Source organism: Allobrachymonas denitrificans DSM 15123 (assembly GCF_900110225.1).
Classification (GTDB): domain Bacteria; phylum Pseudomonadota; class Gammaproteobacteria; order Burkholderiales; family Burkholderiaceae_C; genus Brachymonas; species Brachymonas denitrificans.
Map to the genome: position 1 here is coordinate 1253746 of NZ_FOCW01000001.1, position 25287 is coordinate 1279032.

23 protein-coding genes are annotated in these 25287 nt (G+C 62.8%); 10 read left to right on the forward strand and 13 right to left on the reverse strand.

Translation table 11 applies throughout. The annotated features are described in order from the left end of the window. Positions 1–169: 169 nt before the first annotated feature. The 3 genes from rpsP (at position 170) to trmD (ending at position 1874) form a co-directional block, all read left to right on the forward strand. A complete protein-coding gene (gene rpsP, locus BMW28_RS05805) occupies positions 170–421 on the forward strand; it encodes a 30S ribosomal protein S16 (RefSeq protein WP_091814945.1) in 252 nt (83 codons plus the stop codon). A gap of 88 nt (positions 422–509) precedes the next feature. Next, entirely contained in the window at positions 510–1091 is a 582-nt protein-coding gene (gene rimM, locus BMW28_RS05810; RefSeq protein ID WP_091814946.1) for a ribosome maturation factor RimM, read from the forward strand. 9 nt (positions 1092–1100) lie between these two features. After that, entirely contained in the window at positions 1101–1874 is a 774-nt protein-coding gene (trmD, locus tag BMW28_RS05815) for a tRNA (guanosine(37)-N1)-methyltransferase TrmD (RefSeq protein WP_091814948.1), read from the forward strand. A 33-nt stretch (positions 1875–1907) separates the two neighbouring features. Here the strand turns inward: trmD and BMW28_RS05820 are convergent, their stop codons facing one another. From BMW28_RS05820 to BMW28_RS05830, 3 genes are all read right to left on the reverse strand, one after another. Further along, positions 1908–2705 carry a BPSS1780 family membrane protein gene (locus BMW28_RS05820; protein ID WP_091814949.1) on the reverse strand — a complete coding sequence of 266 codons (798 nt, stop codon included), beginning with the start codon at positions 2703–2705 and terminating at the stop codon, positions 1908–1910. Between the two features lie 78 nt (positions 2706–2783). Beyond that, entirely contained in the window at positions 2784–3752 is a 969-nt protein-coding gene (locus BMW28_RS05825; RefSeq protein WP_091814951.1) for a homoserine kinase, read from the reverse strand. Positions 3753–3777: 25 nt separating this feature from the next. Continuing rightward, complete coding sequence (locus BMW28_RS05830; protein WP_091814952.1) at positions 3778–4119, reverse strand: hypothetical protein; 342 nt, start codon at positions 4117–4119, stop codon at positions 3778–3780. A gap of 153 nt (positions 4120–4272) precedes the next feature. On the opposite strand from BMW28_RS05830, the gene polA reads away from it, so the two are divergent. Both polA and BMW28_RS05840 read left to right on the forward strand, forming a co-directional pair. Next, positions 4273–7107, forward strand: a complete 2835-nt coding sequence (gene polA / locus BMW28_RS05835) for a DNA polymerase I (protein ID WP_091814953.1) — start codon at positions 4273–4275, stop codon at positions 7105–7107. A gap of 29 nt (positions 7108–7136) precedes the next feature. After that, the gene (locus tag BMW28_RS05840) at positions 7137–8048 is read left to right on the forward strand and encodes a dienelactone hydrolase family protein (RefSeq protein ID WP_091814956.1); all 912 of its coding nucleotides are present in this window, start codon (positions 7137–7139) and stop codon (positions 8046–8048) included. Here the strand turns inward: BMW28_RS05840 and BMW28_RS05845 are convergent. From BMW28_RS05845 to BMW28_RS05855, 3 genes are all read right to left on the reverse strand, one after another. After that, positions 8045–8935, reverse strand: coding sequence for a sulfurtransferase (locus tag BMW28_RS05845; protein ID WP_091814958.1), 891 nt, complete (start codon positions 8933–8935; stop codon positions 8045–8047). The two genes, BMW28_RS05840 and BMW28_RS05845, sit on opposite strands and share 4 nt — an antisense overlap. Before the next feature lie 42 nt (positions 8936–8977). After that, entirely contained in the window at positions 8978–9862 is an 885-nt protein-coding gene (locus BMW28_RS05850; protein ID WP_091814961.1) for a DMT family transporter, read from the reverse strand. A 149-nt stretch (positions 9863–10011) separates the two neighbouring features. Then, positions 10012–11151, reverse strand: coding sequence for an aromatic ring-hydroxylating oxygenase subunit alpha (locus tag BMW28_RS05855; protein WP_091814962.1), 1140 nt, complete (start codon positions 11149–11151; stop codon positions 10012–10014). 357 nt (positions 11152–11508) lie between these two features. Here BMW28_RS05855 and xseB point away from each other — a divergent pair, with 357 nt between their 5' ends. The 4 genes from xseB to BMW28_RS05875 all read left to right on the forward strand — a co-directional run bounded on the left by xseB (position 11509) and on the right by BMW28_RS05875 (position 15907). Continuing rightward, positions 11509–11766 carry an exodeoxyribonuclease VII small subunit gene (xseB, locus tag BMW28_RS05860; RefSeq protein ID WP_091814965.1) on the forward strand — a complete coding sequence of 86 codons (258 nt, stop codon included), beginning with the start codon at positions 11509–11511 and terminating at the stop codon, positions 11764–11766. Next, positions 11763–12665, forward strand: coding sequence for a polyprenyl synthetase family protein (locus BMW28_RS05865; protein WP_091814966.1), 903 nt, complete (start codon positions 11763–11765; stop codon positions 12663–12665). Before xseB ends, BMW28_RS05865 begins: the two co-directional genes overlap by 4 nt. A 124-nt stretch (positions 12666–12789) precedes the next feature. Continuing rightward, positions 12790–14673, forward strand: coding sequence for a 1-deoxy-D-xylulose-5-phosphate synthase (gene dxs, locus BMW28_RS05870; protein ID WP_091814969.1), 1884 nt, complete (start codon positions 12790–12792; stop codon positions 14671–14673). An 85-nt stretch (positions 14674–14758) separates the two neighbouring features. Then, positions 14759–15907, forward strand: coding sequence for a TRAP transporter substrate-binding protein (locus tag BMW28_RS05875; RefSeq protein ID WP_091814972.1), 1149 nt, complete (start codon positions 14759–14761; stop codon positions 15905–15907). A gap of 328 nt (positions 15908–16235) precedes the next feature. Here BMW28_RS05875 and BMW28_RS05880 read toward each other — a convergent pair whose 3' ends face one another. The 3 genes from BMW28_RS05880 to BMW28_RS05890 form a co-directional block, all read right to left on the reverse strand. Continuing rightward, positions 16236–18176 carry a TRAP transporter large permease gene (locus BMW28_RS05880; protein ID WP_091814974.1) on the reverse strand — a complete coding sequence of 647 codons (1941 nt, stop codon included), beginning with the start codon at positions 18174–18176 and terminating at the stop codon, positions 16236–16238. Positions 18177–18192: 16 nt separating this feature from the next. Next, a complete protein-coding gene (locus BMW28_RS05885; RefSeq protein WP_091814977.1) occupies positions 18193–18786 on the reverse strand; it encodes a TRAP transporter small permease subunit in 594 nt (197 codons plus the stop codon). Between the two features lie 228 nt (positions 18787–19014). Further along, positions 19015–19266: a hypothetical protein gene (locus tag BMW28_RS05890; RefSeq protein ID WP_091814980.1), complete on the reverse strand. Its 252-nt coding sequence runs from the start codon at positions 19264–19266 to the stop codon at positions 19015–19017. A gap of 382 nt (positions 19267–19648) precedes the next feature. Between BMW28_RS05890 and rquA the strand changes: the two genes are divergently transcribed. Further along, positions 19649–20332: a rhodoquinone biosynthesis methyltransferase RquA gene (gene rquA / locus BMW28_RS05895; protein ID WP_234969997.1), complete on the forward strand. Its 684-nt coding sequence runs from the start codon at positions 19649–19651 to the stop codon at positions 20330–20332. A 371-nt stretch (positions 20333–20703) separates the two neighbouring features. Here the strand turns inward: rquA and BMW28_RS05900 are convergent, their stop codons facing one another. The 4 genes from BMW28_RS05900 to BMW28_RS05915 form a co-directional block, all read right to left on the reverse strand. Continuing rightward, positions 20704–21450 carry a fumarate reductase iron-sulfur subunit gene (locus BMW28_RS05900; RefSeq protein WP_091814985.1) on the reverse strand — a complete coding sequence of 249 codons (747 nt, stop codon included), beginning with the start codon at positions 21448–21450 and terminating at the stop codon, positions 20704–20706. Continuing rightward, positions 21447–23429 (reverse strand): fumarate reductase flavoprotein subunit, encoded by a 1983-nt coding sequence (locus tag BMW28_RS05905; protein ID WP_091814988.1) that lies wholly within the window; start codon positions 23427–23429, stop codon positions 21447–21449. Before BMW28_RS05905 ends, BMW28_RS05900 begins: the two co-directional genes overlap by 4 nt. Further along, positions 23426–24181: a fumarate reductase cytochrome b subunit gene (locus BMW28_RS05910; RefSeq protein WP_091814990.1), complete on the reverse strand. Its 756-nt coding sequence runs from the start codon at positions 24179–24181 to the stop codon at positions 23426–23428. The genes BMW28_RS05905 and BMW28_RS05910 overlap by 4 nt, the downstream gene beginning before the upstream one ends. A 271-nt stretch (positions 24182–24452) precedes the next feature. Then, the gene (locus BMW28_RS05915) at positions 24453–25232 is read right to left on the reverse strand and encodes an ankyrin repeat domain-containing protein (RefSeq protein WP_091814993.1); all 780 of its coding nucleotides are present in this window, start codon (positions 25230–25232) and stop codon (positions 24453–24455) included. Positions 25233–25287 lie beyond the last annotated feature (55 nt).

Genomic DNA, 25287 nt, shown 5'->3' on the forward strand with positions numbered 1-25287 from the left:
GGTCAGATTCGGCGCAGCGCGCTGCAGAGGAACAACAAAAAGTGTCGCAGCAACTTCCAGCTCTCGCGCTTTGCCTCTATAATCGAATGTTTTCAGCGTGTCGCTGGCCGGGTGGCCAGTCGCGTGTCTCAAACGCTGGAAGAATTTTTACCACCCGAAGGATTTCAACATGGTCGTCATTCGACTCTCCCGCGGCGGCTCCAAGGCCCGTCCGTTCTACAACGTTGTGGTTGCTGACAAGCGCGTGCGTCGCGACGGCAGCTTCATCGAGCGCGTCGGTTTCTACAACCCCAGCGCCAAGGAAGGCACCGAAGGCCTGCGTATCGCCCAGGACCGCATTGCGTACTGGAAGAGCGTCGGCGCCCAGGTTTCTCCCACCGTGGAACGCCTGGTCAAGCAAGCTGCCAAGGTTGCTGCCTGATACTCCACAGACCTTCCCGGTCTGATGCAAAGCCCAGTGCATTCCACTGGGCTTTGTCTTTTCTGCTCCGCCTGCACACAATCACCGCATGTCTGCCGATCTGAATACCGTTCTGGAATCCGCCACCTTGCCCGAAGACGCTGTCGAGGTCGCCCGCATCGGCGAGGCCTGGGGCGTGCGCGGCTGGTTCCGCATCATTCCCTACAGCAGCCTGCCCGAGGCGCTGTTCAACGCCAGGCAGTGGTTTCTGCTGCCTGCAGAGCGTGGTGCCCGCCATTTCGAAGGCACACGCTCACTGCAGATCCGCCAGGTGCGCGAGCATGGCGACGGCCTGGTGGCAGGCGCAGCCGCCATCATGGACCGCAATGCCGCAGAACTGCTCAAGGGCGCGCGCATTCTGGTGCCGCGCTCCAGCTTCCCGCAGCCGGAAGAGGGCGAATACTACTGGGTCGATCTGATCGGCTGCGCCGTCAGCAACCGCGAGGGCGTGGCGCTCGGCACCGTGCGCGACCTGCTGGCCACCGGCCCGCAGACCACGCTGGTGCTCGATGCCGGCGTGGACGCCGAAGGCAAGGCGCAGGAGCGCTTGATTCCCTTCGTGGATGCCTTTGTCGACAGCGTGGATGTGCCGGGCAAGCGCATCGTGGTCGACTGGCAACCCGACTACTGATTGCCCGGCATGCGCTTCGACATCATCACCCTGTTCCCGGAACTGATCCAGCCCTATCTGGAGGCTGGCGTTACCCGCCGCGCCTATGCCAGCGGACAGGTGCAGGTTCGCCTGTGGCAGCTGCGGGACTACGCCGAAGGCAACTACCGCCGCGTGGATGACCGCCCGTTTGGCGGCGGCCCCGGCATGGTGATGATGGCAGAGCCCCTGTCACGCTGCCTGCAGGCCATCCGCGAGGACCGTGCCGACCCGGCAGGCAGCGAAGCACCGGTGGTGCTGTTCACCCCGATCGGCACACGCCTCGACCATGCAGAAGTGACCCACTGGGCCGAAGGGCAGGGTGCTGTCCTGCTGTGCGGTCGCTATGAAGGTATCGACCAGCGCTTTGTCGATGCGCACGTCACGCACCAGCTCAGCCTAGGTGATTTTGTGCTGTCAGGTGGCGAGATTGCCGCCGTGGCCCTGCTGGATGCCGTGGCGCGCCTGCAGCCCGGTGTGCTGCAGGATGAGGCCAGCCATATCCAGGACAGCTTCAACCCCGCGCTGGACGGCCTGCTGGATTGCCCGCACTACACCCGCCCCGAACAATGGCAGGGGCAGGGCGTCCCCGAGGTGCTGCTGGGCGGCAACCATGCCGCCATCGCCCGCTGGCGCCGCGACCAGAGCCTGCAGCTGACAGCACAACACCGCCCCGAACTGGTGGAACGTGCGCGCAATCAGGGCCTGCTGGACAAGGCCGACCGTGTCACCCTGGCGCGATTGGCAGAAGCTGGCAAGCTGTAATCGCGGACCGGAACGCCCGCGCTGCGGTCTGCCTCAGACTTCGGTACTGGAGTCGCGCGCCTCGACAAAGCAGTCCAGATAGCTGAAGTACTGCGAGGTAAAGAACATCGCCGTGATCACCATCAGCAGCAGCTGCATCAGCACCGAGCCGATCACCGGGCCGGCAATGGCCGTGAACAGCAGCGAAGCACCCAGCACCACCAGCATGGTCAGCCCCACCCAGGCCATCAGATAGACGAAGAAGGCCGGGAAGTTGCGCAGGCAGGCCACGATGCTGAAGAACAGGCTCTTGACCGGCGACACGCCATGCCAGTGCACCAGCGCCGGCGCATGCCAGAACAGCATGGCGATCACCACGTTGAGCGTACCCGCGAGGATGGCCGCCATCTGGAAATCGCCCTGGGACATCAACTCGCGCATGGCGGCTGGTTCAATCGCTTCGCCCAGCAGGTAGATACGCACGAACTGGCCTCCATCCACCCATTGCGTCACGGCCATGCTCAGGCCGAACAGCACGGCATACAGCATGCCCAGCACGGCAATGGCATGCAGGCGTTGCTGGCCGGCACGGAATGCCGTAAGCAGCACGGTAGGCATGGGGTAGTTGCCTTGCGCCACCTCGCGCGCGGCCGTCATGAAACCCAGTGTGGCCGCCGGCAGCATGGCCAGCGCCATGGCAATGCCCAGCCACGGAATCAGCGACAGCAGGTTCACCACCGTCAGGAAGATGAAGAACAGTCCCAGCATCGCCAGCGGCTTCTTGCGGAAGGTGGCGATGCCTTGCTTCATCCATTGGATGCCCTGGCTGGCAGGGACAATATTCAGTCGCATGGGCGATCAGTCAATCTGAATGCTGCACATCTGCGAGAAGCGGCATGCAGCAGGAAACAACCGTGCAGCCATGCCCGTTCAGGCATGCTGCGGCGTATGCAGGGTGAGCGGACGTGCAATGCGCTCGCGCAGCACGCGCTCGAAATGCGTGGGGTCGTGCGGCACCAGCATGCTGGCTTCGCGCGGCAGGTAGAAATCCCACAGGCGGGATACCCAGAAACGCAGCGCCGCAGCACGCAGCATGGCGGGCAGCAGTTCGCGCTCTGCGGCTTCCAGCGGGCGCACGGCCTGGTAGGCGTCCAGCAGGGCCTGTGTGCGCACGGGATCCAGCACGCCGGTCGCCAGGTCGATGCACCAGTCGTTGATGCACACGCCCAGATCGAACAGCCAGGTGTCCACGCCTGCAAAGTAGAAGTCGAAGCAGCCGGTCAGCGTCTCGCCCTCGAACATCACGTTGTCGCGGAACAGGTCGGCATGCACCGGGCCGCGCGGCAGCGCCTGGTAGGCAGCGCTGGCGGCAATGTGGTTCTGGTAGGCCAGCTCGGACTGCAGCAGTTCGCGCTGGCTGTCGTCCATGTGCGGATAGACCTCGGGCGCCGTTGCGTTCCACCAGGGCAGGCCACGCAGGTTGGGCTGCTCGCGCTCATAGTCCTGGCCGGCCAGGTGCATGCGGGCCAGGGTGGTGCCCACGGCAGCGCAATGCGGCGGCTGCGGTTGCAGCTGGCTCTTGCCGCTCAGGCGGTTGGCCACGGCAGCGGGCTTGCCGCACAGCGTGAACAGCACTTCGCCCTCGGCGTTGGCAGCCGGCCTGGGCACCGGAATGCCGCGCAGCGCCAGGTGCTGCATCAGGTACAGATAAAAGGGCAACTGGGCGTGCGTCAGACGCTCGAACAGCGTCAGCACGTATTCGCCCCGGTCGGTGGTGGCGAAATAGTTGGTGTTTTCGATACCGCCCTGAATGCCTTTCAACTCGAGCAGGGTGCCGAGTTGCAATTCTTCAAACAAAGGTCGGGCGGCCTCTAGCGAGACTTCGGTAAATACAGCCATGGTGGAATCAAGCAGTGCGCGGCAATCAGAACTTCAGCACGTTCCACATGCGCTGGCCGGAAGTGGCCGTGGGGTTGGTGCGCTCGGGGGTGATCTGGTAAGCCGGAGCGCGGTTGTTGGGCTTGACCGTGATGCTTTCCGATTCGCCACCTACGCGCAACTCGTTGATGGTGGAGCCGCTGTCCTGGTGGTTCAGGTGCTCGATGCGCTGGTCGCCGCGCAACTGGCCGTCAGTTTCGGCAACACCGGGCTCGGCTGCAACGACAGCGGGGGCGCTGACGCCATCCACTCCGTGCGTCTGCGTCCACGCGGCATGGGAAAACACTGCGGCAGCCAGCAGGATGGAGACGGAAAGGGGAGTTTTCATGGCAATTCGCTTCGATCAATCGGGACGGGCGCCGCATTGTGGCGCAATGCAGGGATTTTAGGGCATAAGGCTGCATTTCCCCAGCCGCAATGGCACGGCAGGCGGGGAATGCCGTATTGCCGCACCGGGCTTTGCAGGCACAATGGCAGGCCTATGCAAGAACAGATTTCCGATTCTCCCGTGGCCGAAGAAACGGCCACCGTGGATGCCCCTTCCGACACTCTGCTGCTGGTGGATGGTTCCAGCTACCTGTACCGCGCCTTCCACGCCGGCGGCGACTGGAGCGTAACCCTGCCCGACGGCACCCGCCAGCCCACCGGAGCCTTGCGCATCCTGATCAACATGATGCAGTCGCTCGAACGCGAGTTTCCCACGCGCTACGCCGTCTGCGTGTTCGATGCCAAGGGCAGCACCTTCCGCAACGCGCTGTATCCGGACTACAAGGGCCACCGTCCGCCCATGCCGGAGGATCTGGCCAGCCAGATCGGGCCCATCCACCAGGTGGTGCGCCTGCTCGGCTGGCACGTGCTGTGCATCGAGGGCGTGGAAGCGGACGACATCATCGGCACCCTGGCCGGCATGGCTGCAGAGCAGGGCAAGCGCGTGATCATTTCGAGTGGCGACAAGGACCTGAGCCAGCTGGTGAACGAGCATGTCACCATCATCGACACCATGAACGGCAAGAAGCGCGACGTGGCGGGCGTCACTGCCGAGTTCGGGGTGCCGCCCTCGCTGATGATTGACTACCAGACGCTGGTGGGCGATACGGTGGACAACGTGCCCGGCGTGGACAAGGTTGGCCCCAAGACGGCGGCCAAGTGGCTCAACACCTACGGCTCGCTCGATAAGCTGGTGGAGGAAGCCGCCGGCATCAAGGGCGTGGTGGGCGAGAACCTGCGCAAGGCGCTGGACTGGCTGCCGATCGGCCGCCAGCTGGTCACCATCAAGACCGATTGCGACCTGGGCGACCATGTGCAGGGGCTGCCCGACCTGGGGGCGCTGGCCCGGCATCCGCGCAACATCGAGGAGCTGCGGGCCTTCTACCAGTTGTACCAGTTCCGCAGCCTGCTCAAGGCCTTGCCGGACGACAGCGGTGGCACTGCCGCTGCGGCGGCTCCGGCCCCTGGCGGCACGGGCGACCTGTTCAGCGAAGCCAGACCGAGCGAACAGGATCATGCTGCCCAGGCATCGGATTACCAGACCATCACCACCTGGTCAGACTTTGACGCCTGGCTCGCCCGCATCGAGCAGGCTGAGTTGACGGCCCTGGATACCGAAACCACCTCGCTCAATCCGCTGCAGGCGCGCATCCTGGGCATCAGCCTGAGTGTGCAGGCGGGGCAGGCGGCCTATATCCCGCTCGGCCATGAGGCGCCGGAATCGCCGGAACAATTGCCACTGGACGAGGTGCTGCAGCGCCTGCGACCCTGGCTGGAAGATGCCAGCAAGCCCAAGCTGGGCCAGAACATCAAGTACGACCGGCATGTGCTCGCCAATCACGGCATCGAGGTGCGTGGCTATATCCACGACACCATGCTGCAGAGCTATGTGCTGGAGGCGCACAAGCCGCACGGACTGGAAAGCCTGGCCGAGCGCCATATCCACCGCCGCGGCCTGAGCTACGAAGACCTGTGCGGCAAGGGTGCCAGCCAGATTCCCTTCAGCCAGGTGCCTGTGGGTCAGGCCACGGTATATGCCTGCGAGGATTCCGACTTTGCCCTGCAGGTACACCAGACCCTGTGGCCGCAACTCGAGAAGGAAGACAAGCTGCGCCGCATCTACGAGCTGGAAATCGAGGCCAGCGAAGTGCTGTTCCGCATCGAGCGCAACGGCGTGCAGATCGATGCACAGCAGCTCGCGCGCCAGAGCAACGAACTCGGCCTGCGCATGCTGGAGCTGGAACGCAGCGCGCACGAGATGGCCGAACAGCCATTCAACCTGAGCTCACCCAAGCAGATCGGCGAGATCTTCTTCACCAAGCTGGGCCTGCCGGTCATCAAGAAAACCTCCACCGGCGCACCGAGCACCGACGAAGAGGTGCTGGAGAAACTGGCCGAGGACTTCCCGCTGCCACGCGCCATTCTGGAATACCGCAGCCTGTCCAAACTGAAGAACACCTATACCGACAAGCTCGCCGGGATGACCAATCCGCTCACCGGGCGGGTGCATACCAACTATGCCCAAGCCGTGGCGGTGACGGGGCGCCTGTCCAGCACCGATCCCAACCTGCAGAACATTCCGGTGCGCACTGCCGAAGGACGCCGCATCCGCGAAGCATTCGTGGCAGGGCCGGGCAACGTGATTGCCAGTGCCGACTACAGCCAGATCGAGTTGCGCATCATGGCGCACATCAGCGAGGATGCGGCGCTGATCCATGCCTTTGAAAGCGGCGCCGATGTGCACCGCGCCACGGCTTCGGAAGTCTTTGGTGTGGCGCCTGATCAGGTCTCCAGCGAGCAGCGCCGCTACGCCAAGGTGATCAACTTCGGCCTAATCTACGGCATGAGCAGCTTTGGCCTGGCCAAGTCGCTGGGCATCGACAACACGGCGGCGCGCAACTACATCCAGCGCTACTTTGAACGCTATCCGGGCGTGCGCGAGTACATGGAGCGCACGCGCGAGCAGGCGCGCGAACAGGGCTTTGTCGAAACCGTGTTCGGCCGCCGCCTGCAGCTGCCCGACATCCGGAGCCCGAACGGCCCGCGCCGCGCCGGGGCCGAGCGTGCCGCCATCAATGCGCCCATGCAGGGCACGGCAGCCGACCTGATCAAGATGAGCATGGTCCAGGTCCAGCGCGCACTCGACGAGCAGCAGCGTGCCACCCGCATGATCATGCAGGTGCACGATGAACTGGTGTTCGAGGTGCCGGAAGCAGAGATCGACTGGGTGCGCAGCGAGGTGCCGCGCATCATGGCCGGCGTGGCGCAGCTGCGCGTGCCGCTGCTGGCAGAGATTGGCTTTGGTCCCAACTGGGAGCAGGCTCACTGAGTTTTTACCCCACCGAGAAGGAGACAGGCATGCATCCCAACCAGATTGAAGACAGCGAAGCCTTGTTGCAGGGCGCAGGCAGCCCAGATCGCCGCGCCGTGCTGCAGGCCGCCATTGCTGCCAGTGCGGTGCTGGCATCGGCCGTGTCCACCGGATGCGCCCAGGCCGGGCCCGGCAAGCAGACGCCGGCCGCGGGCCTGGAGGCAGGCAACGTGCTGATCGACGTGAATGGCTTTGCCATGCCGGCGTACCGCGCAGCCCCTTCCGGCAAGAGCAATCTTCCGGTGGTGCTCGTCATCTCCGAAATCTTCGGTGTGCACGCGCACATTGCCGATGTGGCGCGTCGTCTGGCGCACGCAGGCTATCTGGCCATCGCACCCTCCCTGTTCGTGCGGCAGGGCGACGCCGGCAGCTATACCGAAATTCCCAAGCTGATGAGCGAAGTCATCGCCAAGGTGCCGGATGCGCAGGTGATGGCCGATCTGGATGCCACGGTGCGCTGGGCGGCCGCAAACGGGGGCGACATCGCACGGCTGGGCATCACCGGCTTCTGCTGGGGTGGCCGTATCACCTGGCTATACACTGCGCACAATCCGGCGGTGAAGGCCGGGGTCGCCTGGTATGGCCGTCTGGTCGGGGAGGCCACGGCGCTTGCACCGCGTCACCCGGTCGACCTGGCAGGACAGCTGCACGGGCCGGTGCTGGGGCTGTACGGGGGTGCAGATACCGGCATCCCCATCGCCACCGTGGACCGCATGAAGGCCGCCTTGCAGGAAGCAGGCCGAAAGGGCAATCGTGCCGCTGCAGCCAGCAGCTTTGTGGTCTATCCCGATGCGCCCCATGCCTTCCATGCCGACTACCGCCCGAGCTATCGGGAAACGGAAGCCAGGGATGGCTGGAAGCGCATGCTGGCCTGGTTCCGCCAGCACGGCGTGGCTTAGCCGCGTTCCACCGGCAGCTCAGGCTTGGTCGTGCACCACTCGCTCCAGCTGCCGCCGTACAGGGCAGGGCGGGGCAGTCCGGCGATCTCCATGGCCAGCACATTGGGAATGGCGCTGACGCCGCTGCCGCAGTACACCGTTACGCGACTCGTATCGCGTCCGTCCAGCATGGCATCGAACTCCTGGCGCAGCACCCCGGTCGGCTTGAAGCGGCCGTCAGCTTCCATGTTCTCGGTAAATGGACGATTGAGCGCGCCAGGAATGTGTCCCGCCACCGGATCCAGCAGTTCCTCCTCACCCCGATAGCGGGCCGCGCTGCGCGAATCGATCAGCGTACATTCGCCCTTGCCCAGGCTCTGTGCCACTTCGTCGGTGGAAACCAGACGCACCAACGGCTTGTTCAGTTCGAACGGCTGGTCCACCATGGCATAGGCGCCCGAGTCCATCTGCTGGCTGATCGGATGCGGGCCGGATTCCACCGGGTAGCCGGCATCCTGCCAGGCCTGCAGGCCGCCATCGAGCACGGCCACATTGTCATGGCCCAGCCACTTCATGATCCACCACAGGCGGCCACAGTAGTTGTTGCCGTTACGGTCGTAGACCACGGCCTGCATGTCGTTGGTGAAACCCACGCGGCGCAGCGCATGCACGCAGTCGGAGCGTACCGGCAGCGGGTGGCGGCCACCGCTGGCAGCATTGTCCGGGTCGCTGGAACTCAGGTAGGTATCCAGATCCACGTACAGCGCGCCAGGAATATGCGCCTCGAGGTATTGCTGCACGCCCCAGTCGGGCTGCATCAGGTCGAAGCTGCAGTCGAACACCATCAGGGGCTTGTCCTGGCTCTGGAGTTCGTGCAGTTGTCGGGCGGTGATGAGGGTGGTGTACATGGGTGTCTCCGTTGTTGTTATGTCTGTGATGGCGGTGCCGGTTCAGCCCGCATTCTGTGCGGCCTGCCGCATGGCCTGATGCTGGCGCACCCAGGTGGCGGCAATGCCGGAGAGCACAATGATAACCATGCCCAGCCAGGCAGCCGGCTCCAGCCGCTCGTGGAACAGCCACAGGCTGAACAGCGAGGCATAGACGATGCCCAGATACTGCAGCGTGGCCACCACCAGCGTCGAGCCGCGCGTGTAGGCCCGCGTCATGCACCACTGGCCGAGCGAGGCAAAGATGCCGGTGGCAGGCAGCAGCCAGGCCGTGCGCCATTCCAGCGGCGAAAATCCGCTGAACAGCAGCACCCCCACCAGACCCACCAGCGTGGTGCCCAGCGAAAAATAGAACACCGTCCGAGTTTCTGGCTCGCCCGCACGACCCAGCGCGCTCACCTGCAGATAGGCCACCGCCGACATCATTCCCGAAATCAGTCCCAATAGCGCAGCCAGAGGATCATTGCCCGCCATGCGCGGATTGAGCAGCAGCACCACGCCTACAAACCCGCACAGCACAGCCACGAACAGCCAGGGATAGGCAATGCGCCGCGTCTTCCACCAGGCAGCCACAATCACGAGCGTGCCCAGCCACACGCTGCTCATGGTGTTGAGCGTCATCGATGTGGCAAACGGCAAGTGCCCGATCGCGTAAAACCACAGCGACATGGCGGTGATGCCCGCCAGATTGCGCCGCACATGCAGCAACGGCACGGGCGTCGCCAGCGGCGTACCGCGCAACCAGAGCAGGGCGCTGAACAGGACCACGCCGGTCAGCCCGCGATAGAACACGATCTCCAACGTGCCATAGCCCTGCGAGGCCAGCTTGATGCACACCCCCATGATGGCAAAGAACAGGGCGCCGAGCGCCATCCAGAGGGCTTGCATGCAGAAGTGGCCGAAATGTAGAAGGCAAGAAAATAGCCAGCAGCGGCTGGCGTCTGCTGGCTATTGTAGTGAGAGCGCGGCGCCCTTCGGAGCGATGACCGGATACCCTCAGTCAGGGACAGAGCGGTCGCCCGCGCTTCGAAACCAGGTCAGCGCAGAGCGTCGGTCGCAAGTTCTTCGGGGTTGCCCACCTTGCGGCGATACCACTCGTGGAAATGCTGCATGCCATCTTCCATCGGGCTCTGGTAGGGGCCGACTTCATTGTCGCCACGCTCGAGCAGTGCCTTGCGGCCGGCATCCATGCGTTCGGCGATCTCGTCGTCCTCGATGCAGGTTTCCATGTAGGCCGCTTTTTGCGCCTCGATGAATTCCGGCTCGAACGCGGCGATCTCTTCCGGATAGAAGAATTCGACCAGGTTCAGCGTCTTGTCCACCGCCAGCGGATGCAGCGTGGACACCGTCAGCACGTTGGGATACCACTCCACCATGATGTGCGGGTAGTAGGTCAGCCAGATGGCGCCGTGCTCGGGCAGTTCGCCATTGCGGTACTGCATCAGCACTTCGTGCCACTTCTGGTACACATCGCTGCCGGGCTTCTTGAGCTGGTTGGCAATACCCACCGTCTGCACCGAGTACTCGGGCTTGAACTCCCAGCGCAGGTCGTCGCAGGTGACAAAGTTGCCCAGGCCGGGATGGAACGGACCGACGTGGTAGTCCTCCAGATAGACCTCGATGAAGGTCTTCCAGTTGTAGTTGCAGATGTGCGATTCGACGTGGCTCAGCACATAGCCATCGAAATCGAGCGCGCTGGCCGGGCCCATGTTGGCCAGGTCGGCCTCAATGTCGCGGCCGTTGTCCTCGAACAGCATGCCGTGCCAGTTGCGCAGCTTGTAGTTGTTGAGGTTCAGGCAGGGATCGTGGCTGAAATGCGGCGCGCCCAGCAGCTTGCCGCTGCTGTTGTAGGTCCAGCGGTGCAGCGGGCAGACGATGTTGCCGCCGGCCTGTTCGCCCAGATTGCCCCGCCCCTTCAGCATGACGGCCTGACGGTGGCGGCAGACGTTGGACACCAGCTCGATGCCATTGGGCGTGTGCACCAGTGCACGGCCCTCGTTCTCCTGCGGCAGCGCGTAATAGTCGCCCACGTTCGGCACGGAGGCGGCATGACCCACATAGCGCGGGCCATGGGCGAATATTGTTTCGAGTTCACGCTTGAAAAGCGCCTCGCTGAAATAGCTGCTGACGGGGAACTGGCTTGTGGCCTGCTGTAATTGAAGACTTAAATCAGACATCTTGTCCTGACCTGAGACTCCCCCTATGAAGGGGCAGGGTGCGCTGGCGCGCGAAAAGGTGTGAAGCATGCGGAAATTCATGCGAAGGAAGCACATGCCACCATGCCCCCACCGGCGAACGCGTATTGTACCGTGAGCCCCGGATTTCTGCTGCATACGCGCCACAATACGGCATCATTTCTCTGGAAAATCAACGTCTTAACCACATTTGCGCCACATTTTCATGAAAGCGTCACACGAAAGTCGTGACGAGTCGCACGTTTCCGCGATTCGAGCAAGCACGAAGGCGGCCGCGCTTCTTGTCGTGACAGGGCTGCGGCGTACAATCGACCATCCGATCCGAATGTGTTTTCCCTGATGAGCAGTCTTCCTCCATCTTCTACTACACCCTTGCCCGACACCTACGAAGAAGCCCTCTCCGAACTGGAGGATCTCGTCCAGACGCTCGAGTCCGGGCAGACCCCGCTCGACGAGCTGCTGGCGAGCTACCAGCGCGGTGCAGCGCTGCTGGCGTTCTGCAAGCAGAAACTGACGGCAGTCGAAGACCAGATCCGCGTGCTCGAATCCGGCTCGCAAGGCATTGGCACCAGGGCACTGGAGGATGACAACGCATGAGCAACCCGTCTTCCGATTTCCCGCACTGGATACAGCAACAGCTCGGGCGCGTCGAACAGGCACTGTCCGACTGGGTCGGGCGTGACGCGCCGCACGCTTTGGGCGAAGCCATGCGCTATGCCGTGCTGGACGGTGGCAAGCGCTTGCGCCCGCTGCTGGTACTCGCGGCCTGCGAGGCCACGGACGGCCTGCAGTCTGCCGCGCTGCGCGCTGCCTGCTCCGTCGAGCTGATTCATGCCTACTCCCTGGTGCACGACGACATGCCCTGCATGGACAACGACGTGCTGCGCCGTGGCAAGCCCACCGTGCACGTTGCCTACGGTGAAGCCAGCGCCTTGCTGGCGGGTGATGCCTTGCAGGCACTGGCGTTCGAACTGCTCACGCCCGACGCTTCCGAGGAGGACATCCCGTCTGCCATGCAGGCCACCCTGTGCCGACTGCTGGCGCGCGCCGCAGGCAGCCATGGCATGGCAGGCGGGCAGGCCATCGATCTGGCAAGCGTGGGCGTGGCGCTGACGCGCCCCGAACTCCAGCGCATGCACGCCCTCAAGACCGGCGCCTTGCTGCAGGCCAGCGTGGTCATGGGCGCTGCCTGCAGCAACGCATCTTCCGCCACGCACACAGCGCTGCAGCAGTATGGCGCGGCCATTGGTCTGGCATTCCAGGTGGTCGATGACATCCTGGACGTGACGGCCGACTCCCAGACGCTGGGCAAGACTGCCGGCAAGGACGCTGCCAACGACAAGCCGACCTATGTCTCGCTGCTCGGCCTTGATGCTTCGCGCGCCTATGCACGCCAGTTGCATGAGGAAGCGGTACAGGCGCTGCAGGCCAGTGGCCTGGAGCGTACAGACACCTTGCGCGCCCTGGCCGATCTGGTGATCGAGCGCGCTTTCTGAACGGAGCGTGGCGACCCACCGGTACAATCCACCCATGTGCTCCAGGCCGGATCCGGTGTGTCACGACACCGTGTCACAGGGCAGGGCATGACTGACCAAAATAGAACTTCAGGATTCCTCCTCGATGTCCGCATTGCTCGACAGCATTCATTCCCCGAAAGACTTGCGCAATCTGCCGCGCCAGCAGTTGCAGTCCCTGGCTGACGAATTGCGGGCATTCCTGCTGGACAGCGTCTCGCAGACCGGCGGCCACCTGAGTTCCAACCTCGGCACCGTCGAGCTTTCGGTTGCACTGCACTACGTCTACAACACGCCTGAAGACCGCATCGTCTGGGACGTGGGCCATCAGACCTATCCGCACAAGATCCTGACCGGTCGCCGCGACCGCATGGGCAGCCTGCGCCAGCTCGGCGGCCTGAGCGGCTTTCCGCGCCGTGACGAGAGCGAGTACGACACCTTCGGCACCGCGCACTCGTCCACCAGCATTTCTGCTGCCATGGGCATGGCCATTGCCGCACGCCAGAAGGGCGACGACCGCTACAGCATTGCCGTGATCGGCGACGGCGCCATGACGGCCGGCATGGCCTTCGAGGCACTGAACAACGCCGGCGTTGAGGAAGACATCCGTCTGCTGGTGATCCTGAACGACAACGACATGAGCATCAGCCCGCCGGTGGGCGCACTCAACCGCTATCTGGCGCAGCTGATGAGCGGCCAGTTCTATGCAGCGGCCAAGAACGTGGGCAAGAGCGTGCTCAAGAATGCACCGCCCCTGCTGTCGCTGGCCAAGCGCCTGGAGCAGCAAGCCAAGGGCATGGTCGTGCCGGCCACGCTGTTCGAGAAATTCGGCTTCAACTACATCGGCCCCATCGATGGTCATGATCTCGAATCGCTGATTCCGACGCTGGAAAACATCAAGCACCTCAAGGGTCCGCAATTCCTGCATGTGGTCACGCGCAAGGGGCAGGGCTACAAGCTGGCCGAAGCCGATCCCATCGCCTACCATGGCCCGGGCAAGTTCGATCCCAGTATCGGCCTGCAAAAACCGGCCACGCCGCCCAAGACGACCTTCACCCAGGTGTTCGGCCAGTGGCTGTGCGACATGGCGGCTGCCGACGAGCGTCTGGTGGGCATCACGCCGGCCATGCGCGAAGGATCGGGCATGGTGGAATTCCACCACCGCTTCCCCAAGCGTTATTACGACGTGGGCATTGCCGAGCAGCATGCGGTGACCTTTGCCGGTGGCCTCGCCTGCGAAGGCCTCAAGCCGGTGGTCGCCATCTATTCCACCTTTCTGCAGCGCGCCTATGACCAGCTGGTGCACGATGTTGCCCTGCAGAACCTGCCGGTGGTGTTCGCCCTCGACCGCGCCGGTCTGGTAGGCGCGGATGGCGCCACGCATGCCGGCAACTATGACATCGCCTTCACGCGCTGCATTCCCAACATGAGCGTGGCCTGCCCGGCAGACGAGGCCGAGTGCCGCCAATTGCTCACGGCCGCCTATCGCCAGAACCATCCGGTGACGGTGCGTTACCCTCGTGGCGCCGGTGTCGGCACGGTTCCGGCGTCTACGCTGGAGGACCTGCCGTTCGGCAAGGGCGAGATGCGCCGCAAGGGCCAGCGTATTGCCTTGCTGGCGTTTGGCACGCTGCTGTATCCGGCGCTCGAGGCTGCAGAGCAGCTCGATGCCACCGTGGTCAACATGCGCTGGGCCAAGCCGCTTGACCATGCGCTGCTCGAGGAAGTGGCGCGCTCGCACGATGCCCTGGTCACCATCGAGGACGGCTGCATCATGGGCGGTGCAGGCAGCGCGGTGCTGGAATACCTGCAGGCACATGGCATCACCTGCCCGGTGCTGCAGCTGGGTTTCCCCGACGTATTCATCGAACATGGCGACCCGGTCAAGCTGCTGCAACTGCAGGGACTGGATGCGCCCGGCATTGCCGCCAGCGTGCAGCGCCGCTTTCCCGATCTGCTTCCGGCTGCCGTTTTCGAACGCGCGTCCTAGAAAAAACCCTGACAGATGCTGACGGGCGCAACTTTATAATTCCGCAGTCAATTTGGATTGTTTCTTGTTGTAATTGGAGATTGGAATGGATCGTCGTTCACTTGTGAAAAACCTCGGTATTGCTGGTGCAACCGTTGCTGCTGGCGCCCTGGCCGCCTGCGGCAAGAAGGAAGAAGCAGCCCCCGCAACGGCCGCGGCTTCCGGCGGCGCTCCTGCCGTCCAGACTGGCGAGACCGTACGCTGGCGCCTGGCTTCCAGCTTTCCGAAATCGCTGGACACCATCTTCGGTAGTGCCGAAATGTTCGCCAAGACCGTAAAGGAGCTGTCCGGCGGCAAGTTCGAGGTGTCCGTGCACCCGGCTGGCGAGTTGATGCCTGCTTTCGGCGTGGTGGATGCGCTGCAGAACAACACCGTGGAAATGGCTCAGACCGCTTCCTACTACTTCACCGGCAAGGATCCGCTGTTCGCCTTCAGCTGCGCCGTGCCGTTCGGCCTGACGGCCCGCCAGATGGATTCCTGGAAAGAGCAGGGCAATGGCGGCAAGCTGATGAACGAGTTCTACGCCAAGTACAACTTCTTCTCTGCCAGCGCCGGCAACACCAGCACCCAGATGGGCGGCTGGTACCGCAAGGAAATCAAGACCGTGGCCGACCTGCAGGGCCTGAAAATGCGTCTGGGTGGCGGCATCTTCGGTGAAACCATGGCCAAGCTGGGCGTTGTGGCCCAGAACATGCCTGCCGGCGACGTGTACCAGGCTCTGGAAAAGGGCACTCTGGATGCGACCGAATTCGTCGGCCCGTACGATGATGAAAAGCTGGGCTTCAACAAGGTAGCTCCGTTCTACTACTACCCCGGCTGGTGGGAAGGTGGCGCCGATCTGGAATTCTTCATCAACAAGAAGGCTTTCGACGCGCTGTCCGAGACCAACAAGGCCATCGTCATGGCAGCAACCAAGGTGGCTGCCCGCGACATGACCACCAAGTACGACGCCAAAAACCCGATCGCCCTGAAGAACCTGGTGGCAGCCGGCACCAAGCTGATGCCGTTCTCCAAGGAAGTCATGGATGCCGGCTACAAGGCCGCCATGGAAGTGTTCGCCGAGCACGAAGCCAAGTCGCCCGAATTCAAGAAGGTGCACCAGGACATGCGCGCATTCCAGCGTGACCAGATCCTGTGGAACCGTTTCTCCGAGTTCCGCTACAACAGCTACATGGCTACGCTGAACAACCTGTAAGCCCTCGGGCTTGTAGACGGAAGGCCGCCCCTTGGGGCGGCTTTTTTTATGGTCAGAAGGGAAGGACAGACTTGCTGGAGCCGTTTGTTTCCAATGTGGCTCTGAGCGTGCCTGATTGTGGCGACAGAGTCCGCAGCCATGCCCCGGAGCAACCATGTGGCCACTGAGGGCTCTCCGGACGAGCAACTCGCGCCTTCCACTGCCGATCTGAAACCCAAGCCAAACGTATCACATGGCGTTAGCCGCCTGACTCCCAGTGGTTCTCTACGTGTCCGGACATGAAAAACGCCCCTGAACGGGGCGTTTTTCGGAGCGCAGGGCGCTTTTTTTACTGTGCCTTGGGCACGCTGCGCTTCATCGCAGCCATCGGGTCATCACTGAACCCGCTGCCATCCCCCGCAGCAGGCGGAGGCGTCAGCGGATCGGCGCTGCCGGTCGTCGCGGAAGCCGGCTCGGGAGCTGCTGCCGGTGCAGGTGCGGGAGCTGCGGCGCCCGACGGACCAATCACCGGATCAGCGGGAGCGAGGTCATCGGCCGGAGCCAGATCATCTGCAGGCGGGGCAGGCATGGACGTGCTGCCGGAGCCTGTTGCCGGAGAATCCATGGAATCCAGCGGTGGTGCCCCCAGGCTGTCGCGCATCTGTGCACCAACCTTGTCGAGGTCATAGGTCTGCTTGGCATCCAGGTTGCCCGTCACCAGGCCCGGGAAGGCAATCAGCACACCCACCATGACCAGCTGGATCACCACGAAGGGAATGGCACCCCAGTAGATCTGCATGGTCGTCACCGGCTGCGTGATCTTTTGCGTGACCTTGTCCATATAGGGCTTGGCCGGCGCCACGGAACGCAGGAAGAAGAGGGCGAAGCCGAAGGGCGGGTGCAGGAAGGAGGTCTGCATGTTCACCGCCAGCAGCACACCGAACCAGATCAGGTCGATGCCCAACTTTTCGGCAACGGGCGCCAGCAGCGGCACCACGATAAATGACAACTCGAAGTAATCCAGGAAGAACGCGAGGAAGAAGATCATCACGTTCACCAGGATCAGGAAGCCGACAGCACCGCCCGGCAGGTCGGACAGCAGGTGCTCCACCCAGCGCGGGCCGTCGGCACCCTGGAACACCAGGCTGAACACGGTGGCACCGATCAGGATGAACATCACGAAGCTGGCGAGCTTGGTAGTGGAGGCCAGGGCCTGCGTGAGCAGCTTGTAGCTCATGCGGCCGCGCACCAGAGCCATCACCAGGGCGCCGACAGCCCCCATGGCGCCACCCTCGGTCGGAGTGGCAATGCCCAGGAAGATGGTACCCAGCACCAGGAAGATCAGCAGCAGGGGAGGGATCAGCACGAAGGTGACACGTTCGGCCAGCTTGGACAGCAGCCCCATGCCGGTCACCTTGTTGAAGATGGCAATCACCCAGGCAACGAACACGCCGCCGCACATAGCGACCACGATTTTCTCGTCGGTGGGCACGCTGGTGACGGGCTTGCCTTCCAGCCAGGTGTGGATGTCAGCCATGTGGCGAGCCAGGAAAACGGCCACCAGCGTGGACAGGACGGTCAGCACCAGCAGCGACTGGTAGCCGCCGCTGCCATTCGGCTCACGGTAAATGCGTGCCTCGGGAGGCAGGGCAGGGACACGGGCGGGCTTGAAGATAGCCAGGGCGATGACATACAGCGCGTACAGGCCCATCAGCATGAAACCGGGGATAAAGGCGCCCTTGTACATGTCACCCACGCTGCGGCCCAGCTGGTCGGCCATGATGATCAGCACCAGCGACGGCGGGATGATCTGCGCCAGCGTGCCGGAAGCGGCAATCACGCCGCTGGCCAGACGACGGTCGTAGCCGTAGCGCAGCATGATGGGCAGCGAAATCAGGCCCATGGAAATGACGGAAGCGGCCACCACGCCGGTCGTGGCTGCCAGCAGGGCGCCAACGAACACCACGGCCAGAGCCAGGCCGCCGCGCATCGGACCGAACACCTGACCGACAGTGTCGAGCAGGTCTTCCGCCATGCCGCTGCGCTCCAAAATCAGGCCCATCAGGGTGAAGAAGGGCACGGCGAGCAGGGTGTCGTTCTGCATGATGCCGAACAGGCGCAAGGGCAGGGCCTGCATCAGCGAAGCCGGCAGCACGCCCAGTTCGATACCGATGAAGCCAAAGAACAGGCCGCATGCCCCCAGGCTGAATGCGACTGGAAAGCCGATCAGCAGGAAGACGATCAGCCCCGCAAACATGATCGGGGCGAAGTTGGAAGTAATGAAATCCATGGTTCAGGCGCTCCGCTCAGGTGTTCTTGTTTTCTTCGCTCTTGCGGATGGCCTCGGCCAGTTCCTCTTCGGCGCTCTTTTCGCCTTCCTTGAGCGTCGGATCCGGAATGCGGCCCTGCAGGAAGGCCACGCGCTTGATCAGTTCGGACCAGCCCTGCAACAGCAACAGGATGAAACCCAGCGGCAATGCAACCCATACCGGCCAGCGGATCAGGCCACCCGGGTTGCCGGACATCTCACCGGTCTGGTATTGCTGGATCAGCATGGGAATGCCGAAATACAGCACAACCAGGCACAGCGGAGTGAGGAACAGGGCAAAACCAGCGATATCGACCCACATCTGTGCGCGCTTGGACAGCTTGCTGTTGAGCACGTCAATGCGCACGTGTTCCTGGTTGAGCAGCGTGTAGCCGGCCGCTACCAGGAAAGCCCAGGCAAACAGGTACCACTGAATTTCAAGGTAGGCATTGGAGCTGACGTTGAACGCCTTGCGGACCACCGCGTTGATGGCGCTGATCAGGGTGGAAGCCAGAATGAGCCAGATGACGAGTTTGCCGACGAGTCGGTTGAGCGCATCAATGGCCCTGGAGAGTTGCAGGAGCAAGGACATGGTGTCTCCGTGGTAACTACATGACCCGTGCATTGCATTTGATTGCCGGAGTTACCTGACATCACAATGACGGAAAGCAGGCATTTTACGACTTGCAAGGGGCTTCGCTCCCCAAAATTGCACGACAGTTCGGGGAAAACCCCGCTTGAGGAGATTTCAAGGGAGTTTGCAGCAGCCTTGCACCGGCCTGTGTTCCACGCACTCCGTCCTTCTTGCGTCTGCTGGCGCTCAGGTGCTGTCGTCGCTGTTGCGGCGTGCGCCACGTATGTTCATGAAGGCCAGAGCCAGCTGCAGGACCAATAGAGCAGGTGCGTCATGCTGCAAGGCCCACCAGGCCCAGACAGCATTGCTCAGCAGAAAGGTCCAGAAACCGATGCGGCGCCGGTCTTCACGCGAGGAAGCCGTGAACCAGGACGCCGCCACCGTGATCAGCATGGCCAGCCATTGCAGCCAGTCGAAGCGGTTTAGCCATTCACTCATGCCGGGAAGCGTCAAAGCGCGTAGTTGCCATGGACGCATTCTTGGCTGGGGGCGAGTATGGGCGTGTAGGAGTGCAGCCGTTTCCACGAGTCGGCCAACAGGTTTGCCTGGTCGGCCAAACCCTTAATTTGACATAATATACATCGTATAAAATATGATGTCGATCCGACGGTGGTGCTTTACTGCAACGATCTCGCTAATCCTTAATTGATATTCTGGACAGATTGTCATCAACTTGGCTTCAAACCGTCATCTCGCGCTGTTTTGACCAAAAACTGCAACGGCAACATGGTAAAACATGGTTTTCCCTAGTATTTCCACCCGCAGTTTAGGAAAGCCATCATCCGTGCCTGACGTCAAGACACAATCCCAAGCCGTCGCCGTGAGCGCCATTTCTGCACCACCGCAGTATCTGTCCGACACCTATTCCTGGGCCTACGTAACGCCTGAAGCCGTCCACCGTTTCGAGCGCCAGTGGCTGGTCAACCTGATCCTGTGGGGTAATTTCCCGCGCCTGCGCGACATGGCGCTGGATGCGTTCGGCAAGCAGCTGACTGGCCGCAGCCTGCAGGTGGCCTGCGTGTATGGCGACCTGACGGCCCGCATGGCGGCGCGCCATGCCGACGAAAGCCAGCTGGACGTGATCGACGTGCTGCCGGTGCAGATCGAGAACCTCAAGCGCAAGCTGGGCCTCAGGAGCAAGGTCGGCATCATCCAGGCCAACAGCGCTGCACTGCCGCAAGCCGATGCCAGCTACGATCGTGCCTTGCTGTATTTCCTGTTGCACGAGCAGCCCGAAGATGTGCGCGTCAAGACCGTGCGTGAAGCTTTCCGCGTGGTCAAGCCCGGGGGCAAGATCGTCTTTGTGGACTACCACAAGCCCCGCCTGTGGCATCCGCTGTATCCGGTGATGCGCATGGTGCTCAAGACGCTGGAGCCCTATGCGCTGGACCTGTGGAGCCGCGAGATCACCGACTGGTTCCCGGCCGAATTCAAGACGGCCAGCATCAGCAAGAAGACATACTTCGGTGGCCTGTACCAGATCATCGAGGTGGTGCGCGCCTGATCACCCTCTTCTGCGACATTCCTGTCGCAGCCATGAAAAAAGCGATGATTCGGCAAGGAATCATCGCTTTTTTACTTTAATATCAGAGTTTAATCTATTGATATTAAACGATTTTTAAGACCAGGATTTGACTGACACTGCGCAACCTGATATCCATGTGCGGCCGGACGATGGCAGGTCTTGCGGATGTTCTTGACGATGTTTTTCCTGCTACCCAGGCACTGCTGGATGACAAGAGCCGACTGCGCACCGCATGCATTGCGGACGACTACTCGCCATCCATGGCTGGATGATTGAGCAAGGGATGGCTCAGCCACCGCGTGCGCAGCGGCGCTGGTCCCTGATTTCTGGCAGATTCTGTGCTGTGGCTGTCAGGCAGGCACCAGCGGAATCCACTTGCGAATGCCCTGCATGGCCATCTTGCGGCGCATGAAGGCCAGTTGTGTCTGCAGCGGCAGGCCTTTCGGGCATAGGTCTTCGCAGCCCAGCAGGCTCATGCAGCCGAAGATACCTTGGTCGTTGCCGATCAATTCGTAATAGTCGGCATCCTTGCGCAGATCACGCGGGTCGAGGCGGAAACGGGCAATCTTGTTGAGGCCCACCGCTGCCACGAATTCCGGACGCATCTGCGCCGTGCCACATGCTGCCACGCAGCAGCCGCACTCGATGCAGCGGTCCAGTTCGTAGATCTCTTCGGCCAGTTCCGGCTCCATGCGGGCTTCGAGCGCATTCACGTCCGGCTCGTCCTGGCCATGAACCCAGGTCTGCAGACGCTCGGCCATTTCACGCATCCAGATGCCGGTATTGACCGACAGGTCGGCAATCAGCGCAAAGCCGGGCAAGGGATAGAGCGTGATGTGATCCGGCAGGGTCTGCGTGAGCGTACGGCAGGCCAGGCCCGGACGGCCATTGATCAGCATGGCACAGGAGCCGCAGACACCCGCGCGGCAGACAAAGTCGAAATTCAGATCCGGGGCCTGGTTCTCGCGGATCATGTTGAGCGCGATGAACAGCGTCATGCCGGCCGCTTCGGTGAGCTGGTAGCTTTCCACGCGCGGCGTGGAGGCCGGATCGCGCGGGTTGTGACGGAAGATGGAGAAAGTCAGGGTTCGGCTCATGGCTGCACCTCGGGCAAGCGGGCGTTGTCTTCCCGGTAACGGGCCGGAAGGGATGCGCGGAACGGCAGGAGTTGCTCCTGCACGGCGGCGCGCGACTGTCCTGCCCGTTCGGTACGGATGGCATCCACCTCGCCCTGTCGCGCTGCAGTTGCCGGATTTTCAAGAATGTTGCGCGTGCCGTAGCCACGGAAACCGGGCGGAAGCTCCATCTGGTCGATGGCAATCGGTTCGTACTCGTAGGCGGGCGCCCCGCCCTCTTTCCAGCTCACCAGCGTGCGGCACAGCCAGTCACGGTCGTTGCGCTGCGGGAAATCCTCGCGCGCATGGGCGCCACGGCTTTCCTGGCGCGCCAGCGCCCCTTGGGCGGTCACCAGCGCCAGCTTGAGCATGCGCGGCAGGCGCATGGCCAGCACCAGTTCAGGGCTCGCATCGCGGCCCTTGTAGCGCGTTCCGACCTGTTCGGCGCGCTGCAGCAGCTTCTGCAGCGAGTCGACGGCTTCGCTCAGGCCCGCTTCGTCGCGGAACAGGCCGACTTGGCGCGTCATGATGTCTTCCATGGAGCGGCGGATGGCTTGCGCATCCTCGCGGCCCGGACGCGCCAGGATCTCGCTGATGCGCCCTTCCTGCTGTGCCAGGCACTCGCGTGCCAGACCGGGGCTCATGCTCAGGCGACCGCCCTCCTGCTCCACATAATCGGCCACGTATTCGCCCACCAGCATGCCGGCGACCACGGTTTCGGCCACGGAATTGCCGCCCAGGCGGTTGAAGCCATGCAGGTCCCAGCAGGCAGCTTCACCACAGGCGAACAGGCCGCGCAGCCACGGGCTTTCGCCACGGTGGTTGGTACGGATGCCGCCCATGGAGTAATGCTGGGTGGGACGGACCGGGATCCAGTCCTTGGCCGGGTCGATGCCGAGGAAATACTGGCAGATGTCCTTCACTTCGCGCAGGTTCTTGTCGATATGCGCGGCGCCCAGGCCGGTAATGTCCAGCCATAGATGCTCAGGCTTGGTGGCATCACCAGGAACGCCCTTGCCGCGACGGATGTGCTCGGCCATGCGGCGCGACACCACGTCACGCGAGGCGAGTTCGGCCTTTTCCGGCTCGTAATCGGGCATGAAACGGTGGCCGTCCACGTCGCGCAGCAGGCCGCCGTCGCCACGGCAGCCTTCGGTCACCAGAATGCCGGCCGGCACGATGGCGGTCGGGTGGAACTGCACGGCTTCCATGTTGGCCAGACGGGCCACGCCGGTTTCCAGCGCCAGAGCGGCACCCATGCCCTCATTGATCAGCGCATTGGTGGAGACGCCGTAGATGCGGCCATGGCCGCCCGTTGCCATGACGGTGGCTTCGGCCATCCAGGCCGTGAGTTCGCCAGTGATCAGGTCACGCACCACGGCACCCTGGCAGCGATTGCCTTCGTGGATGAGCGTAATCGCTTCCACGCGCTCGTCCACGGGGATGCTTTCGGCAACGGCGCGACCACCCAGCGCATACAGCATGGCGTGGCCGGTGCCGTCGGAGGTGTAGCAGGTGCGCCATTTACGCGTACCGCCGAAGTCGCGAGCAGTGATCAGGCCGTGGGCTTCGTCGCGTTCGGTGAGCGTGACGCGCTGGCCATTGATGACCGCTTCGTGCTCACCCTTGCGCACGCGGTTCCATGGTACGCCCCAGGCGGCCAGCTCGCGCACGGCCTTGGGCGCCATGTGCGTGAACATGCGGGCCACCAGCTGGTCGCAGCCCCAGTCGGAGCCGCGTACGGTGTCCTCGAAGTGCACGTCCTCGTTGTCGCCAGTGCCCTTGATGGCATTAGCCAGGCTGGCCTGCATGCCGCCCTGAGCCGCCACCGAGTGGGAACGCTTGGCAGGCACCAGCGAAAGGATGCGGACGCCCAGACCACGACGGCGGGCGCCCACGGCGCAACGCAGGCCGGCCAGGCCTCCGCCAATCACCAGAACATCGGTATGCCGGATTTTCATTGTGCGCCCTCCTGGATCCATGCCGGGGTATACGGTTCGCCGGCGTTCGGTGCATGCTCGATGCCCAGCTTGATATAGGCAGCCAGGGACGCGAGACCGAGAATCAGGAAGAAGGCAGTGAGCAGCCACTTGGCTTGCATGAGGCGGCGGCGCCCTGCTTCGGTGGCTGCAGATGGCAGCCAGCCCCACTTGAGGGCCAGACGGTACAGGCCGATGGTGCCGTGCAGTTCGACGGCAAACAGCAGGATGAGATACAGCGGCCAGAAGTTGCCGGTCCAGACTCGGTCGGCCGACTCATAGGGGCCGATCAGTTCGGGGTGGCTCATCATGGTGTAGAGGTGCACCGGAGCCAGGAAGAACAGCGCAAAGCCGGTGGCCACCTGGATCAGCCACAGCCAGGTATCGCCATGGCGCAGCCGGCTGGTGTGCTTGCCCATGCTGCGATACTGCGCCCAATCTGCCGGAAACTTGCGCAGGGCGAGCAAGGCGTGCAGGCCCAGCAGCATGGCAATGACGGCGACAAAGATGGAGACAATCCAGTAGTACGGCTTGCCGAAGACGAAGTAACCCTCGAACATGCGGGCCACGATCCAGAAAAGGTCCTCGCTGATCAGGATGCTGGAGACAAAGCCCATGTGAAACCACATGAACAGGCCCAGTGCCAGGCCGGAAAGACTCTGGATGAGATCCAGAGCGGCGGGCCAGCTTGAGGCGCGCTGGCCGGATACGACAGGAGTGGTAGCGGAACGCATGGGGTCATACTCCGAAGACTGCTTTTCTTGTAACTATACCCCTAATGTTGCGCCGCACAATATCTTGATATCAAGATATATCGGAGATATTCCCCTCTTTTTCACTTTCACAGCCTTGCAAGCGAGCATGAGGCGACATTGTGTGAGGAAATAGCAACGCAACGACAATGTCTGGCGGTTGTGCGCCTCCATGATGCGCAGCCCAACAAACAGAAAGCCCTGCTTCTTCAGCAGAAGCAGGACTCCAGGAAAACGTCTTGGCGACGGAAAATCAGGGCAGCGGGTTGGCTGTCACCGGCTCCTGCCCCGGCGGATAGATCATGGGAATGGGCTCCGGATCCTCCGGAATCGGCTCCCCGCGCAGCTCTGCCGCCGAAGCGGGCGACAACGGTGCCAGGGGCCTGACCTTGCCCGGATCCTTGCGCTTGCGCTGCGCCGAGGCGATCATCGCAATGCTGTCTTCCTTGCCACCGCGACGGGCGTAATCGAGTGCCGTATGGCCACGGGTATCGCGATCCCAAGGGTCGGCCTGGCGCGACAGCAGGAAGCGCACTGCGGCCTCGTCGCCGAATTGCGCGGCCATCATCAGCGGCGTGGCCAGATTGGGGGCCTTGGCATCGATATAGGCATCACGCGCAAGTAGCAGGCGCATGACCTCGACGTTGCCCCGTGTGGCTGCGTAGTGCAATGGCGACCAGCCGCCCTTGTTGGTGGCAGCACCACGGGCAATCAGCTGTTTGGCCAGCGCAGTCTGGTTGCTGATGATGGCCATCATCAGGGGCGATTCGCCGTATTTGTTGGGCGTGCTCAGGTTGATGCCACGCGCGTTCAGCAGCACCGGCAGCACCTTGGCAGATTGCTCCTGAATGGCAACGGTGAGCGCCGTACGGCCGTTCTTGTCCAGCGCATTCACATCCACACCGGCACGAATCAGGTCGCGTGCAGAGATGTCGCTGTCCCGTTTCACGGCCACCATCAGGTCATCCACTGGCGCAGCCAGGGAAAGCGTGGAAATCAGCGAAAAAACGATGGGATAGATGATTTTTTTCATCGGTTTTCAAGTTGCTTGCCTGCTTCGACCTTTCAATTCACAAGAAAGCATCCAG

Bases quoted from the DNA above. Each gene is read 5' to 3' on its own strand.
- rpsP (WP_091814945.1), top strand. From the start codon at position 170: ATGGTCGTCATTCGACTCTCCCGCGGCGGCTCCAAGGCCCGTCCGTTC.
- rimM (WP_091814946.1), top strand. From the start codon at position 510: ATGTCTGCCGATCTGAATACCGTTCTGGAATCCGCCACCTTGCCCGAA.
- trmD (WP_091814948.1), top strand. From the start codon at position 1,101: ATGCGCTTCGACATCATCACCCTGTTCCCGGAACTGATCCAGCCCTAT.
- BMW28_RS05820 (WP_091814949.1), bottom strand. From the start codon at position 2,705: ATGCGACTGAATATTGTCCCTGCCAGCCAGGGCATCCAATGGATGAAG.
- BMW28_RS05825 (WP_091814951.1), bottom strand. From the start codon at position 3,752: ATGGCTGTATTTACCGAAGTCTCGCTAGAGGCCGCCCGACCTTTGTTT.
- BMW28_RS05830 (WP_091814952.1), bottom strand. From the start codon at position 4,119: ATGAAAACTCCCCTTTCCGTCTCCATCCTGCTGGCTGCCGCAGTGTTT.
- polA (WP_091814953.1), top strand. From the start codon at position 4,273: ATGCAAGAACAGATTTCCGATTCTCCCGTGGCCGAAGAAACGGCCACC.
- BMW28_RS05840 (WP_091814956.1), top strand. From the start codon at position 7,137: ATGCATCCCAACCAGATTGAAGACAGCGAAGCCTTGTTGCAGGGCGCA.
- BMW28_RS05845 (WP_091814958.1), bottom strand. From the start codon at position 8,935: ATGTACACCACCCTCATCACCGCCCGACAACTGCACGAACTCCAGAGC.
- BMW28_RS05850 (WP_091814961.1), bottom strand. From the start codon at position 9,862: ATGCAAGCCCTCTGGATGGCGCTCGGCGCCCTGTTCTTTGCCATCATG.
- BMW28_RS05855 (WP_091814962.1), bottom strand. From the start codon at position 11,151: ATGTCTGATTTAAGTCTTCAATTACAGCAGGCCACAAGCCAGTTCCCC.
- xseB (WP_091814965.1), top strand. From the start codon at position 11,509: ATGAGCAGTCTTCCTCCATCTTCTACTACACCCTTGCCCGACACCTAC.
- BMW28_RS05865 (WP_091814966.1), top strand. From the start codon at position 11,763: ATGAGCAACCCGTCTTCCGATTTCCCGCACTGGATACAGCAACAGCTC.
- dxs (WP_091814969.1), top strand. From the start codon at position 12,790: ATGTCCGCATTGCTCGACAGCATTCATTCCCCGAAAGACTTGCGCAAT.
- BMW28_RS05875 (WP_091814972.1), top strand. From the start codon at position 14,759: ATGGATCGTCGTTCACTTGTGAAAAACCTCGGTATTGCTGGTGCAACC.
- BMW28_RS05880 (WP_091814974.1), bottom strand. From the start codon at position 18,176: ATGGATTTCATTACTTCCAACTTCGCCCCGATCATGTTTGCGGGGCTG.
- BMW28_RS05885 (WP_091814977.1), bottom strand. From the start codon at position 18,786: ATGTCCTTGCTCCTGCAACTCTCCAGGGCCATTGATGCGCTCAACCGA.
- BMW28_RS05890 (WP_091814980.1), bottom strand. From the start codon at position 19,266: ATGAGTGAATGGCTAAACCGCTTCGACTGGCTGCAATGGCTGGCCATG.
- BMW28_RS05900 (WP_091814985.1), bottom strand. From the start codon at position 21,450: ATGAGCCGAACCCTGACTTTCTCCATCTTCCGTCACAACCCGCGCGAT.
- BMW28_RS05905 (WP_091814988.1), bottom strand. From the start codon at position 23,429: ATGAAAATCCGGCATACCGATGTTCTGGTGATTGGCGGAGGCCTGGCC.
- BMW28_RS05910 (WP_091814990.1), bottom strand. From the start codon at position 24,181: ATGCGTTCCGCTACCACTCCTGTCGTATCCGGCCAGCGCGCCTCAAGC.
- BMW28_RS05915 (WP_091814993.1), bottom strand. From the start codon at position 25,232: ATGAAAAAAATCATCTATCCCATCGTTTTTTCGCTGATTTCCACGCTT.